The 12,914-nt window shown below is 73.3% G+C and carries 12 protein-coding genes and 5 tRNA genes; 7 read left to right on the forward strand and 10 right to left on the reverse strand.

Annotated elements, in window-relative coordinates:
* Nucleotides 1-174 precede the first annotated feature (174 nt).
* On the forward strand, nucleotides 175-711 hold the full coding sequence (locus tag ACFV2X_RS51980; RefSeq protein WP_385630482.1) for a DsbA family protein: 537 nt from the start codon (nucleotides 175-177) through the stop codon (nucleotides 709-711).
* Between the two features lie 54 nt (nucleotides 712-765).
* On the opposite strand, the gene ACFV2X_RS51985 is transcribed toward ACFV2X_RS51980, so the two are convergent.
* From ACFV2X_RS51985 to ACFV2X_RS51995, 3 genes are all read right to left on the reverse strand, one after another.
* Nucleotides 766-1,614, reverse strand: coding sequence for a GNAT family N-acetyltransferase (locus tag ACFV2X_RS51985; protein WP_385630484.1), 849 nt, complete (start codon nucleotides 1,612-1,614; stop codon nucleotides 766-768).
* 63 nt (nucleotides 1,615-1,677) lie between these two features.
* Nucleotides 1,678-2,505: an aminotransferase class IV gene (locus ACFV2X_RS51990; RefSeq protein WP_385630486.1), complete on the reverse strand. Its 828-nt coding sequence runs from the start codon at nucleotides 2,503-2,505 to the stop codon at nucleotides 1,678-1,680.
* Nucleotides 2,502-3,560, reverse strand: a complete 1,059-nt coding sequence (locus tag ACFV2X_RS51995) for a chorismate-binding protein (RefSeq protein WP_385630488.1) — start codon at nucleotides 3,558-3,560, stop codon at nucleotides 2,502-2,504. The genes ACFV2X_RS51990 and ACFV2X_RS51995 overlap by 4 nt, the downstream gene beginning before the upstream one ends.
* A gap of 183 nt (nucleotides 3,561-3,743) precedes the next feature.
* Here ACFV2X_RS51995 and ACFV2X_RS52000 point away from each other — a divergent pair.
* The 5 genes from ACFV2X_RS52000 (at nucleotide 3,744) to ACFV2X_RS52020 (ending at nucleotide 4,209) form a co-directional block, all read left to right on the forward strand.
* A tRNA-Gly gene (locus ACFV2X_RS52000) sits at nucleotides 3,744-3,816 on the forward strand.
* Between the two features lie 28 nt (nucleotides 3,817-3,844).
* Nucleotides 3,845-3,915 (forward strand) — tRNA-Cys (locus ACFV2X_RS52005).
* Nucleotide 3,916: 1 nt separating this feature from the next.
* Nucleotides 3,917-3,988: transfer RNA gene (locus ACFV2X_RS52010), tRNA-Val, on the forward strand.
* Nucleotides 3,989-4,030: 42 nt separating this feature from the next.
* Nucleotides 4,031-4,102 (forward strand) — tRNA-Val (locus ACFV2X_RS52015).
* A gap of 35 nt (nucleotides 4,103-4,137) precedes the next feature.
* Nucleotides 4,138-4,209 (forward strand) — tRNA-Val (locus ACFV2X_RS52020).
* Nucleotides 4,210-4,274: 65 nt separating this feature from the next.
* Here the strand turns inward: ACFV2X_RS52020 and ACFV2X_RS52025 are convergent.
* The 4 genes from ACFV2X_RS52025 to ACFV2X_RS52040 all read right to left on the reverse strand — a co-directional run bounded on the left by ACFV2X_RS52025 (nucleotide 4,275) and on the right by ACFV2X_RS52040 (nucleotide 6,489).
* Nucleotides 4,275-4,553, reverse strand: a complete 279-nt coding sequence (locus tag ACFV2X_RS52025; RefSeq protein ID WP_089510426.1) for a zf-TFIIB domain-containing protein — start codon at nucleotides 4,551-4,553, stop codon at nucleotides 4,275-4,277.
* A 71-nt stretch (nucleotides 4,554-4,624) separates the two neighbouring features.
* The gene (locus tag ACFV2X_RS52030) at nucleotides 4,625-5,620 is read right to left on the reverse strand and encodes a phosphotransferase family protein (protein ID WP_385630490.1); all 996 of its coding nucleotides are present in this window, start codon (nucleotides 5,618-5,620) and stop codon (nucleotides 4,625-4,627) included.
* Between the two features lie 209 nt (nucleotides 5,621-5,829).
* Nucleotides 5,830-6,036 (reverse strand): hypothetical protein, encoded by a 207-nt coding sequence (locus ACFV2X_RS52035; protein WP_385630492.1) that lies wholly within the window; start codon nucleotides 6,034-6,036, stop codon nucleotides 5,830-5,832.
* Nucleotides 6,037-6,222: 186 nt separating this feature from the next.
* On the reverse strand, nucleotides 6,223-6,489 hold the full coding sequence (locus ACFV2X_RS52040; protein WP_358644160.1) for a hypothetical protein: 267 nt from the start codon (nucleotides 6,487-6,489) through the stop codon (nucleotides 6,223-6,225).
* A 252-nt stretch (nucleotides 6,490-6,741) separates the two neighbouring features.
* Here ACFV2X_RS52040 and ACFV2X_RS52045 point away from each other — a divergent pair, with 252 nt between their 5' ends.
* Complete coding sequence (locus tag ACFV2X_RS52045; RefSeq protein ID WP_385630494.1) at nucleotides 6,742-8,253, forward strand: protein kinase; 1,512 nt, start codon at nucleotides 6,742-6,744, stop codon at nucleotides 8,251-8,253.
* Nucleotides 8,254-8,289: 36 nt separating this feature from the next.
* On the opposite strand, the gene ACFV2X_RS52050 is transcribed toward ACFV2X_RS52045, so the two are convergent.
* The 3 genes from ACFV2X_RS52050 to cobT all read right to left on the reverse strand — a co-directional run.
* Nucleotides 8,290-9,108 carry a TrmH family RNA methyltransferase gene (locus tag ACFV2X_RS52050; protein ID WP_385630497.1) on the reverse strand — a complete coding sequence of 273 codons (819 nt, stop codon included), beginning with the start codon at nucleotides 9,106-9,108 and terminating at the stop codon, nucleotides 8,290-8,292.
* A gap of 53 nt (nucleotides 9,109-9,161) precedes the next feature.
* Complete coding sequence (gene cobA / locus ACFV2X_RS52055) at nucleotides 9,162-10,382, reverse strand: uroporphyrinogen-III C-methyltransferase (RefSeq protein ID WP_385630499.1); 1,221 nt, start codon at nucleotides 10,380-10,382, stop codon at nucleotides 9,162-9,164.
* Between the two features lie 132 nt (nucleotides 10,383-10,514).
* Nucleotides 10,515-12,914: nicotinate-nucleotide--dimethylbenzimidazole phosphoribosyltransferase (cobT, locus tag ACFV2X_RS52060; protein ID WP_385630501.1), on the reverse strand; the 2,400-nt coding region annotated here is incomplete at its 5' end.

Raw genomic sequence — 12,914 nt, forward strand, 5'->3', positions numbered from 1 at the left:
CGGGTATCCATCGTGCACCCTCGAGGCGCTGTCCCGACCGTTCCGGGGATGAGGATCAGGGACATCTCCGGGGAACGGCTCCTCCCCTGGGCCGAGTCCGCGACCTAGCCCTCATGAGCCGAGGCGCCCGGTGCTGATTCGGAGGACGAGGCTCCGGGCTGGAAGACTGGCCCCATGAGCGACCCCCAGCCTGCCCAGCCCGCTGAACCCGCCGAGCGAGGCGAGCCGATCGTGCTCGATGTGTGGTGCGAGCTCCAGTGCCCCGACTGCCGTAGCTCACAGACCGATCTGCACGCACTGCGCGCCCGCTACGGCGACGCCCTGGAGATCCGCATACGGCATTTCCCGCTGGAGAAGCACCAGCACGCCCACGCGGCCGCCCAGGCCCTCGAGGAGGCCATCGTGCAGGGCCGGGGCTGGCCGTACGCCGAGGCCGTCCTGGCCCGCGCCGAGGAGCTGGGCGCGCGCGGCGAGGTGCTGCTGGTGGAGGTGGCGCGGGAGCTGGGCCTGGACGCCGAGGAGATGGACACCGCGCTGATCGACGGGCGGCACATCCTGATCGTGGACGCGGACCAGGCCGAGGGCAAGGCGATCGGGGTCAACGGCACCCCGACGTATGTGATCGGCGGCGAGCGGCTGGACGGCGGGAAGAGCCAGGAGGGTCTGCGCGAGCGCATCGAGGCGATCGCCGACCGGCTGCTCGCCGGCTGAGCCGGGGACCGGGCCGGGTGCCCGGGCCCGGGGCGTCAGCCGGTGCCCCCGGGCTCAGAGCAGCTGCTTGAACAGGTGGTACTCGGTCGGCCGGTAGCCAAGCGACTCGTACAGCCGCAGCGCCGGGGCGTTGCCGCCGAAGACATGCAGCCCGATCGTGCGGGCCCCCGCCGCCAGGCCGTCGCGCTCGGCGGCCAGCATGAGCGTACGGCCATGGCCGTGGCCGCGGTGCTCCTCGGCGACCTCGACGCCGTAGACATAGCCCTCGAGGGCGCCCGCTGCCTCCGCCGCCTCCTCGGGGCGTATCGCCAGCCACACGGTGCCCACGTCCGTACCGTCGTGGGCGAGTACGCGCAGCAAGGTGTCGGGCGTCGCGGGGCCGTCCGGCAGCAGGGTCGCGTAGGCGGTGTCCGCCTTCGCCCGCGCCGCTTCCTCGGCCACCCCGCGCTCCGTCCAGCTGCGGATGTACTCGGCCCGCTCGTGCTCGAACCAGGCCGGGTACTCCGCCTCCCCCATGGCCCGCACCTCGCTGCCCGCCGGCAGCTCGGGCGCCTCGGACAGCTCCTTGACCATGTTGCGGCCGCGCTCGCCGAAGCCGAGCGCGCCCGCGAGCCCGAGCGCGGTCGTGGCCTGAGCCGGGATGCTGACCTCCACCTGCGTACAGCCCCAGCCGCGCAGCACCTCCTCGGCGGCCAGCGCGGCGACCGTGCCCCGGCCACGGTGGCGGTCCGGCTCGTCGATGTCCAGCCGCTCGATCCGCCCGACCTCCGGGCCCAGCCGGTCGTCGGTGGCGAGGTGGAGCGAGCCGACGGGGCGGCCGTTGACACAGACCTCGTACGAGCGGGCCCGGCCGCCCGCGTCGGTGCGCTGTTCCGGCCCGGTGGGCCGCAGGATGGTGGTCACGATGGTGTTCTACCTACCCGACGGACGATCGTCACCAGGTTTTCGCGGCGAACCGCCCGCCGCTCAGGGGTCGAGGTCGTCGGCCGCCCGCCGGGCGAAGATCCGCATCGCCTCCGCGGTGACCGGGCCGGGCGCGCCCGGCAGCGGCCGGTCGTCCAGCCGGTGGACGGCCTGGACGTCCCGGGTGGTGGAGGTCAGGAAGATCTCTTCGGCCCGCTCCAGTACGTCGAAGGGCAGATCGGTCTCCTTCGCTCCCACCCAGTCGAGCACGAGCTGCCGCGTGATGCCCGCGAGGCAGCCGGAGGCCAGGGGCGGGGTGTGCAGTTCGCCGTCGAGGACCACGAAGACATTGGAGCCGGTGCCCTCGCACAGCCGCCCGACCGTGTTGCCGAACAGCGCCTCGCTCGCGCCGTGCTCCCGGGCCCGGGCGAGCGCCACGACGTTCTCGCCGTACGAGGTGGTCTTCAGGCCGGCCAGCGCCCCGCGCTCGTTACGGGTCCACGGGACGGTGACCACCGCCGTCGTATCGGGCCGCCGGTCGGTGTCGACGAGCGCGACGACCAGGGTGGGGCCCGCCGTGCCGCGGTCCGAGCCGAGCGGCGACACCCCTCCCGTATAGGTGATCCGCAGCCGCCCGAGCGGCGCCGGGTTGGCGTGCAGCACCGCTTCGCAACCGCGCCGCACCTCCTCCAAGTCCGGTTCCGGCAGCCCGAGACCGCGGGCCGAGCCGGCCAGCCGGCGCAGATGGCGGGTAAGGGCGAAGGCGCGTCCGTCGGCCGCCTTGACCGTCTCGAAGACGCCGTCGCCGACCGTCAGTCCATGGTCGAAGACGGACACCTGTGCGCTGTCGGCCTCGCGCAGCGAACCGTCGAGCCAGATGGCGAGCGTCATCGTGCGATGCCTCCCGTCGGCTGGTATGCGCCCGCCGCCACCTTGAGCAGCCGGGCGGCCTTGAGTTCGGTTTCGTCCCATTCGCGCTCCGGGTCGGAGCCCCAGGTGATGCCCGCCCCGGTGCCGAAGCGCAGCGCGGGGCCGCCGGCCGCCGCGCGGTCGATCCAGAAGGTCCGTATCCCCACCGCCAGCTCGCCGGTGCCGCGTTCGGCGTCCACCCAGCCGATGCCTCCGCAGTACGGGCCGCGGGGCGCGGTCTCCAACTCTTCAATGATGCGCAGCGCGCTGGACTTGGGCGCCCCGGTGACGGACCCGGGCGGAAACGCCGCCGCGAACAGCTCAGGCCAGCCCGCGCCGGCCGCCAGCTCGCCGCGCACGGTGGAGACGAGGTGGACAAGACCGGGGTGCGGCTCGACCGCGCACAGCGCGGGAACGGTCACCGTCCCGGTGGCGCAGCACCGGCCCAGGTCGTTGCGGACCAGGTCCACGATCATCACGTTCTCGGCGTGGTCCTTCTCCAGCAGGTCCGACGCCTCGCGCCCGGTGCCCTTGATCGGGCCGGATTCGACGACCCGCCCGTCCCGCCGCAGAAACAGCTCGGGGGAGGCCGTGGCGACCTCCACGCCATGTGCGGGCAGGCGGACGGTCCCGGCGTACGGGGCGGGGTTGCCCAGGGCCAGCAGCGCGGTGAGCTCGTCCACATCGGAGCGGTCGGGTTCGGGCAGCGGCGCGGACATGACCCGGCACAGGTTCGCCTGGTACACCTCGCCCGCCGCTATGTAGCGCCGGATGCGCCGTACGCCCTCGGTGTAGGCGGCGCGGTCCAGCGATGAGGTCCAGTCCCCGGGGGCGGGCCCCGACCAGCCGCCGGGCGTCGGGGCCGGTACGGGCTCGGGCCGTACGTCCGCGAAGCGGGCACAGACCAGGCCGCCCTCGAAGTCGGCGACCACCGCCCAGAAACCCTCGGATTCCAGAGCCGCGGGGTCGCTGGTCACATCGCGCAGATCGGTGGCGACGAGGCCGCCGAAGCGGGCGAGAGGGGGGAGCTCGTACACGGTTGCGAGTCTAGGGCGGACGCCTCCGCGGTGTGGCGGGAGGGCGTACCGACCGCGGCCCACGGCGGCACGCTGCGGAAACGGAGGGAGCATGGTGAGCAAACGGAATTTGAGCTGGCCCCGGAATCCGCTAGAGTTCAACACGTCGCCGGGACGCGGGAGCGCCCCGGAGAAACGACACCTGCGGACGTGGCTCAGTTGGTAGAGCATCACCTTGCCAAGGTGAGGGTCGCGAGTTCGAATCTCGTCGTCCGCTCGGAGTGGGGGTTTCGGCCCCTGCGTCTGGTGGAGTGGCCGAGAGGCGAGGCAACGGCCTGCAAAGCCGTCTACACGGGTTCAAATCCCGTCTCCACCTCGGACGATTAGCTCAGCGGGAGAGCGCTTCCCTGACACGGAAGAGGTCACTGGTTCAATCCCAGTATCGTCCACTCGGGCCCTTGTGGGCCCGCCGGGTTCTTATGGGCCCGCCCGCGCGATTAGCTCAGCGGGAGAGCGCTTCCCTGACACGGAAGAGGTCACTGGTTCAATCCCAGTATCGCGCACACCGCGGTTCCGCGATCTCCATCGTGGTTCCCCGGGACGATTAGCTCAGCGGGAGAGCGCTTCCCTGACACGGAAGAGGTCACTGGTTCAATCCCAGTATCGTCCACATGATCGGCCGAGGGCCGGGGCATCTCGCCCCGGCCCTCAGTCGTATGCGCTCAGGATATGCGCTCAGGAAGAGAAGAGCATGCGCCCGAAGCCGCGGTGCTGCTTGTGGTGCCCGTGGTGACCGTGCTGCGGAGCACCCCAGGCGGGGGCAGGGGCGGCCGGGTACGCCTGAGGGGCCGGGGGCGCGGGCGGAGCCTGCGTGGACCACTGCGACTCGAGCCGGGTCAGCGCCTCCAGCTCCCCGTAGTCCAGGAAGATCCCCCGGCAGCCGCTGCACTGCTCTATCTGGACACCATTGCGGTTGTACGTGTGCATCGGTGCACCGCACTTGGGACACTGCATGGTCCGCTCAACTCCTCAGCTTTCAGACAAAAGCGCTGCCGGAACGGGCGTCCGGCGGCGTTGACTTCACCCTACGCTCCGGCAAGCCGCGCGATGCGCAGACAGGCCTCCACCATCGACTCCTCCGCCTCGTCCAACGGACGCCCCTCCCTCGCCGCCTTGGCGAGCGCCAGCGCGGACAACTGCACGGTCAGCGCGCGGGCAGGCACGTCCAGCCGCGCCCACGGGTCCTCTTGGCACTCCCGTACGGCCGGGCCGCCCGCCGCGCGGTACGCCCCCAGGAAGCGCACCCAGTCGTCCGGAGCGAGCAGCCCGGCGGCGAACCAGGCGGCGGGGCGGGCGAGATCCCACGCGGGGTCGCCGAGGCCGAGGTCGTCGACGTCGATGAGCAGCCAGCGGGCGGGGGTGCCGGAGGGGTTGGGGTGCTCGGGAAGCCCTGGGTGCTCGGGGGATCCGGCGCATCTCACCAACTGGCCCAGGTGGAGATCGCCATGGCACAACGCACCACCGCCCTGCGCCGCCGCCCCCTCGCCCCGCGCCCAGCCCGGCAGCGCGCCCCAGGCCCGCAGCACCGCCTCCGCGGCCGGCCCCGCCACTCCGGCCCCCGCGCGCCGCAGCCTGGCGATGGCGCGGGCCGCCTTGGCGGGTCCGCGCATCGGCGGCAGCGGGCCGGGCAGCGCGGCGGGCTCCACGGAGTGCAGCCGCGCCAGCAGCCCTCCGGCCTCCGCCCATGGCGCGGCCTCCGGGTGGTCGGGCGACACCGGCTCCCCGTAAGGCCACAGGGTCACCGCCCGCCCTCCGGGCAGCGCCCCGGGCCCGCCCAGCGGCGGAAGCAGAATGCCCGCACACCTCGGATGCCCGGCCACCCGCACCCTGACGGCCAGCTCATCCGGGTCCGTGTCGGGGGCGTGCGCCTTCGCGACGACCGAACCATGGCGTATGACGGTGGCGTCGCGACGGTCCGCAAGCACGATCGGCTCACCGACGGGTCCGTGATGCGGCGCGGACCGGTGGCGGACGACGTCGACCAGCTGCGGGACGACGTCCTCCCGTACGGTTCCGCTCACGGCTTCCCATCTCGCAGACGCGGTGGCCTTCCGAGCTGGATCCTAGGTCAGGCCGTATCCCCGCTTTGCCGGGGGATCGCCCCCAAACGGCGCGATGCCCGGACAGCTCCCCAGCTGTCCGGGCACTCGTGCCGTCCGCCGCACCCCCGTCCCCACGGGGTTGATGACGGGATGTCCCCGCCCGGGCCGCTCTCCCGGGCCTGGGGCGCTCAGCGCCCCAGCATTCCCGCCACGGACGACGCCTGTGTGACGACGGCCTCCCAGCCGCCGAACACGATGGCCAGGAGAGCGGCCGGCGGCAGCGCCATCGCCGCCGCGACCAAGGGGTGACGCCGGTCGGACCGCTGGTCGCCGAACACCTCCGCCGCGCGGTGCCCGCGCGCTCGGGTGGCCGTCCCTCCAGCCGGGTCCGCCATTGCCTCTCTCCTGTCACATCTGGGGCGGCGAGCGTCTGACCTCGGGGGACGAGTGCTGCGCCCGCCGCTTGACCTCAACATTAGGCGCGGCGACCGCGGAGGGCGTCATGCCTTCGTATCGATGCCGGGCCTCCCGGAGGATGACGTCCTGCGCGGGCGACTACTCCCCTGGGTGGAGACTCGACGTCAGGACTTGGGGTCTTCCCTGAGGGGACCCTCCTCGCGCTCCCCATCGTCGATCCGCGGCACCGGCTGCTCGACCAGCGCCAGCACCCTGTTGGCCATGAAGCGGGCGGTGCGCACCACCGAACCGCTCCGGGTGACTTCGCTCACTTCCACCACGCCTCGGCGCACCGCGGTCTCCACCCTGCGGCCCGCACGGCTCGCCACCACTTCATAGGTACGCGTCGTGTCACCGGCGTCAACGACTATCTCCACACGATCACCCTTCACGGGCTCAATCCCCCTTCTGCGACGGTCCCTTGAGATCTCGCATCGCGGATCGGAGCGCGGATTGCCGCGATTCCGCCCCACTTCTCCAAGGATTCCACCCGCCACTGACAATCCATCTGCCGACGCATGCGCGGCCTCTGCGCGCGTCGGGCCGTCAATCCGTAAGCTGTGCACGTCAGACGGCGGCAGCGGATGGGGCCTCCCCGCGAGGGGTACTGGGAAGGGGCCTACCACCGGAGGTAGGGGACGGACATGGCGATGATGCGGCTCCGGCGCGAGGATCCGCGTGTCGTCGGTTCCTTCCGGCTTCACCGGCGGCTCGGCGCGGGCGGCATGGGGGTGGTCTACCTCGGCTCCGACCGGCGCGGGCAGCGCGTGGCGCTGAAGGTGATCCGGCCGGATCTGGCCGAGGACCGTGAGTTCCGGTCCCGGTTCGCCCGCGAGGTCTCGGCCGCGCGGCGGATCCGCGGGGGCTGTACGGCGCGGCTGGTGGCCGCCGACCTGGAGGCCGACCGGCCGTGGTTCGCCACGCAGTACGTGCCCGGGCCGTCCCTGCACGACAAGGTGAACGAAGCGGGCCCGCTGCCCGCCACACAGGTCGCCGCCATCGGGTCGGCGCTGGCCGAGGGCCTGTTGGCGGTGCACGAGGCGGGTGTGGTGCACCGGGACCTCAAACCGTCGAACATCCTCCTGTCGCCCAAGGGCCCGCGGATCATCGACTTCGGCATCGCCTGGGCGACCGGCGCCAGCACGCTGACGCACGTCGGCACGGCGGTCGGCTCCCCCGGCTTTCTCGCGCCCGAGCAGGTGCGCGGGGCGACGGTGACCCCCGCGACCGACGTCTTCGCGCTGGGCGCGACGCTCGCGTACTGCTCGATGGCGGACTCCCCGTTCGGGCAGGGGAGTTCGGAGGTGATGCTCTACCGCGTGGTGCACGAGGAGCCGCAGTTGGCCGGGGTGCCGGACGCGCTGGCGCCGCTGCTCCACGCGTGTCTCGCGAAGGACCCTGAGGACCGGCCGAGCACGCTGCAGCTCTCCCTGCGCCTGAAGGAGATCGCGGCGCGGGAGGCCCACGGGCACGGGGGGCACGGACACGGGGGACATGGGCACGGCGGGCACTCCGGCCTTGGCGCACACGGGGGGCTCGGCTCCGGTGGGTCCGGGCACGGGCAGCCCGACGGGCACCACTCCGGAGGCCAGCATCCGGGCGGTCCGCACTCGGGAGGTCCGCACTCAGGGGGTCACTCGTCCGGCGGGCACCACCCCGGGCCGCGGCAGCCGTCGGAGCGGCCGAGTGGCCGGCGGGCCGACGAGTACACACGGCAGCGTACGGAGCGGCGCCCCGGTGGCACTCCCCCGCCCGCGCCCCGCGGCCAGGCTCCGCGCGCCTCCGCGCCGCGTCAGGGGCCGGGTACGGGGGGCCGTTCCGCCGGTTCGGCCGGTTCGGCCGGGACCCCTGGGTCCACTGGGTCCACGGGCCGTAACTCCGGCGCCCGCCCGACCCCCGCGCGCCCCTCGGGGCGCAACGGCGCGCGGCCACCCGTGCGTACGCTCCGTACGCCACGGAACGGACGCCGGCCCGTCGGGCCGGACCGTCGGCTGATGCGCCAGCGGCTGATCGTCTTCGTCGTGGTGACGCTGCTGGTCGCGCTGGGCATCGCGGCGGCCCAGGGCTGCCAGGGGCCGCCCTTGGGGCTGGGGGCGCCGACGCCCGCGCCCACCGCGCCGTCGTCGCGGGGTGCCGCGCCGCCGCCGCACGGATGACGTGAGTGGGGGCGGGGCTCTGCTCCCGGCTCCCTCTCAGCCCTGCGGACGGCCCGCCGTGACCGCGTAGAAGGCGACCGCCGCCGCCGCGCCCACGTTGAGGGAGTCGACGCCGTGCGCCATGGGGATGCGCACCCACTCATCCGCGGCCATAAGGGCCTGCACGGAGAGCCCGTCCCCCTCCGCGCCCAGCATCAGCGCGACGCGCTCGATGCGGTGGGGCGCGGCGTCGTCGATGGAGGTGGCCTTCTCGTCGGGCGTCAGGGCGAGGATCTTGAAGTCGGTGTACCGGACCGCTTCCAGACCGCGCGGCCAGGTCTCCAGGCGCGCGTACGGGACGGAGAAGACGGCGCCCATGGAGACCTTGACGGAACGGCGGTACAGCGGGTCGGCGCAGTCCGGTGAGAGCAGCACCGCGTCCATGCCGAGCGCCGCGGCGCTGCGGAAGATCGCGCCTATGTTGGTGTGATCGTTGACGGACTCCATGATCACCACCCGCCGGGCGCCCTCCAGCAGCTGCTCCGCCTCGGGCAGCGGCTTGCGCTGCATGGAGGCGAGGGCGCCCCGGTGGACGTGGTAGCCGGTCACGCGTTCGGCAAGGTCCGGGCTGACCGCGTAGACCGGCGCCGGGACGTCCTCGATGACGTCCCGCATGACGTCGACCCATTTCGCCGACAGCAGCATGGAACGCATCTCGTAACCGGCCTGTCTGGCCCGCCGGATGACCTTCTCGCCCTCGGCGATGAACAGGCCCTCGGCGGGCTCGCGCCTGCGCCGCAGCTCCACATCGGTCAGACCCGTGTAGTCGCGCAGCCGCGGGTCGTCGGGGTCATCGACGGTGATGAGATCAGCCACAGGGTGATACTGCCTTGTCCTGGAGGTCGTGCCAATGACGCCGACGCGATGCGTTACCGATGGTTACCCGAGGCGAGGGCGGTGACCTCGCCGATCACCACGACCGCGGGCGGCCGTACACCCTCGGCCGCGACCCGTTCCGCCACCGTGGCCAGGGTCGCGTCGACGCGCCGCTGGGTCGCGGTCGTGCCTTCCTGGACGACGGCGACCGGGGTGTTCGCGTCCCGGCCGTGCTCGATGAGCGTGGCGGAGATGGGGCCTATCTTCTCGACGGCCATGAGGAGGACGAGCGTGCCGCGCAGCTTCGCCAGCGCCGCCCAGTCCACCAGCGAACTCGGGTCGTCGGGTGCGACATGCCCGCTGACCACCGTGAACTCATGAGCCACACCCCGGTGGGTCACCGGGATCCCGGCCACGGCCGGCACGCTGATCGCGCTGGTGACGCCCGGTACGACGGTGCAGGGGATACCCGCCTCGGCGAGTGCGTGGGCCTCCTCCATGCCGCGCCCGAAGACAAAGGGGTCGCCGCCCTTGAGCCGGACCACCGACTTGCCCGCCTTCGCGTGCTCGATCAGCGCGTTGTTGATCGCCTCCTGGGCCATGAAGCGGCCGTACGGGATCTTCGCCGCGTCGATCACCTCGACGTGGGGCGGCAGCTCGTCGAGCAGATCGCGAGGGCCCAGGCGGTCGGCCACGACCACGTCCGCCTCGGCGAGCAGCCGACGGCCGCGTACGGTGATCAGATCCGGGTCACCGGGGCCGCCGCCGACCAGCGCGACATGGGGCCCGCGGGCACGGTGGCGGGGCGCGGCGAGGGTGCCGTCGCGCAGCCCCTCGACGACGGCGTCCCGCACGGCGGCGGAGCGGCGCGGGTCGCGCCCGGTGAGCACGGCGACGGTGACGCCCTCGCTGCGCCCGGTGGCCGGGGTCCAGGCGGTGGACGCCTCGGCGTCGTCGCTGCGTACGCACCACACCCGGCGCGCCTCGGCCTCCGCGGACGCGGCGGCGTTGGCCTGGGGGTCGTCGGTGGTGATCAGGGCGTACCAGGCGCCCTCGAAGTCGCCGTCCCGGTACTTGCGGCGCTCCCAGCGCACCTCGCCGGCCTCGGCCATCGCCTCGACGGACGCCGTGGCGGACGGCGAGATCAGCACGATGTCCGCGCCCGCCGCGATCAGCGCCGGCAGCCGGCGCTGGGCGACCTGGCCGGCCCCGAGCACGACGACCCGACGCCCGGACAGGCGCAGCCCCACGGGGTATGCAAAGTTCTCGGACATGGCGATGCGGCTCTCCTCGTGCGAATGCGCTGCCGCTGCGGCGCTGGAGCGGCTGATCGCTGATCGGCCCTGATCGGGCTGGTCGGCTGTGGGATGTGCCCCCGCGCACACCTTACGTGGCGGGGGCGGACGTCAGCCCTTCTCCGTGACTCCGGCGGAATCGAAGGTCGCCACCTCGTGCATGGCCCGGGCTGCGCTCTGTACCACGGGCAGGGCCAGCAGCGCGCCCGTCCCCTCCCCCAGACGCAGATCGAGATCGACCAGCGGCCGCAGCCCCAGCTTGTTCAGCGCGGCCACATGTCCGGGCTCGGCGCTGCGGTGCCCGGCGATGCAGGCGGCCAGCACCTCGGGCGCGATGGCCCGCGCCACCAGCGCCGCCGCGCCCGCGCTCACCCCGTCCAGGATGACGGGGGTACGCAGGGACGCGCCGCCCAGCAGCAATCCGGCCATCGCGGCGTGCTCCAGGCCGCCGAACGCGGACAGGACGCCGATGGGGTCGGCCGGATCGGGCTGGTGCAGCTCCAGACCGCGCCGTACGACATCGACCTTGCGGGCGTGCATCTCGTCGTTGATGCCGGTGCCGCGCCCCGTGACCTCGGCCGGGTCGGCGTCGGTGTAGACGGAGATCAGGGCCGCCGACACGGTGGTGTTGGCGATGCCCATCTCACCCGTGAGCAGCGCCTTGTTCCCGGCGGCCACCAGGTCACGGGCCGTCTCGATGCCCACCTCGATGGCGCGCAGCACCTCCTCGCGGCTCAGCGCGGGGCCGACGGTGAAGTCGCCGGTCCCCGCCCGCACCTTGCGCGGCAGCAGCCCCGGCGTGTTGGGCAGCTCACTCGCCACACCCACGTCCACGACGCACACCTCTGCGCCGACCTGGCTCGCGAAGGCGTTGCAGACCGCCCCGCCGCCCAGGAAGTTGGCCACCATCTGGCCGGTGACCTCCTGCGGCCAAGCGGTGACCCCCTGCGCGTGCACCCCGTGGTCGCCCGCGAAGATCGCGACAGCGGCGGGCTCGGGAATCGGCGGCGGGCACTTCCGGGACAGTCCGCTCAACTGCGCCGAGATGATCTCCAACATGCCCAACGCGCCCGACGGCTTCGTCATACGCTTCTGCCGCTCCCACGCCTCGCCGAGCGCCTTCGCGTCCAGCGGACGGATGCCGCGCAGGGTCTCCTGCAGCAGATTCGCCGGGTCCTCACCGGGCAGCGCGCGCCGCCCGTACGTCTCCTCATGCACAACCCACGACAGTGGGCGGCGCTTGGACCACCCCGTCTTCACCAACTCCGGCTCCTCGGGGAACTCGTCGACATACCCCACGCACAGATACGCCACGACCTCCAGATGCTCGGGCAACCCGAGTGCGCGCACCATCTCGCGCTCGTCGAAGAAACTGACCCAGCCGACGCCAAGCCCCTCGGCCCGCGCGGCGAGCCACAGGTTCTCCACGGCGAGCGCGGAGGAGTACGGCGCCATCTGCGGCTGCGTGTGCCGGCCCAGGGTGTGACGGCCGCCGCGGGTCGGGTCGGCGGTCACGACGATGTTGACCGGAGTCTCGAGGATCGCCTCGACCTTGAGCTGCTTGAACTGCTTGGCCCGCCCCTTCGGGAGCGACTTGGCGTACGCGTCGCGCTGACGCGTGGCCAGGTCGTGCATGGTGCGCCGGGTCTCCTCGGAGCGGATGACCACGAAGTCCCACGGCTGCGACTGCCCGACGCTGGGCGCGGTGTGCGCGGCCTCGAGCACGCGCAGCAGCACCTCGTGCGGGATGGGGTCGGAGCGGAAGCCGTTACGGATGTCGCGCCGGTCGCGGATGACCCGGTGCACGGCGGCCCGCTCGGCGTCGGCGTAGCCCTCGGCGGGGGGTGTTGCGGGGGGTTCGGCTTCGGGCTCGGCGGTTTCGGGGGCGAGTGCGGCGGCGTCTTGTTCGGTCGCGGCCGTGTCGGCGGATGCGGGCGGGCCCGCGGATGCGGGCGCGGGGGTGGCCTCGGCGGTCGCGGGCGGGTCCGCCGAGGCCGCCTCGGCGGCTGGCGCGGCGGCCACGTCCGCTTGTCCGGCGGGCGCGTCGTCGGTGCCACCGTCGGACGCGTCGGCCTCAGGCTCCTCGTCGGCAGTCGGCGCGGCAGCTGCTTGGGCAGCGGGATCCGTGGCCTCAGCCGGGGCTGCCTCCTGAGACGCCGCGTCGGGAGCCTGCGCATCGGCCGCATCGGCGGCGGCAGGCGCGTCCGGCGTTGCGGTGGCGGCGTCGGTCGTCGCGTCGGCGACAGCGGCATGGCCTGCATCGGACTGGGCGCCCGGCGCGGCAACAGACTCGTCACCCGCAGGGGCGGCGGCATCCCCGTCCGGCTCGGCAGCAGCCGTAGGCGATGCGCCGGACGCGGCGGCTGCGTCGCCGCCCGGCGCCTCCCCGTCGGCCGCAGCCGGAGCGGCGCTGGAGCCTGCCGCCGCAGCAGCAGGCGCAGCAGCGGCAGGGTCACCACCGGGCGCGACCCCCTCCGAAGCAGTCGGCGCGGCACCAGAGTCCCCACCTAC

This window comes from Streptomyces sp. NPDC059679, from assembly GCF_042734105.1.
Classification (GTDB): domain Bacteria; phylum Actinomycetota; class Actinomycetes; order Streptomycetales; family Streptomycetaceae; genus Streptomyces.

Coding starts and splice junctions, on each gene's coding strand:
- ACFV2X_RS51980 (WP_385630482.1), top strand. CDS start 175: ATGAGCGACCCCCAGCCTGCCCAGCCCGCTGAACCCGCCGAGCGAGGC.
- ACFV2X_RS51990 (WP_385630486.1), bottom strand. CDS start 2,505: ATGACGCTCGCCATCTGGCTCGACGGTTCGCTGCGCGAGGCCGACAGC.
- ACFV2X_RS52025 (WP_089510426.1), bottom strand. CDS start 4,553: ATGCAGTGTCCCAAGTGCGGTGCACCGATGCACACGTACAACCGCAAT.
- ACFV2X_RS52035 (WP_385630492.1), bottom strand. CDS start 6,036: ATGGCGGACCCGGCTGGAGGGACGGCCACCCGAGCGCGCGGGCACCGC.
- ACFV2X_RS52045 (WP_385630494.1), top strand. CDS start 6,742: ATGGCGATGATGCGGCTCCGGCGCGAGGATCCGCGTGTCGTCGGTTCC.
- cobA (WP_385630499.1), bottom strand. CDS start 10,382: ATGTCCGAGAACTTTGCATACCCCGTGGGGCTGCGCCTGTCCGGGCGT.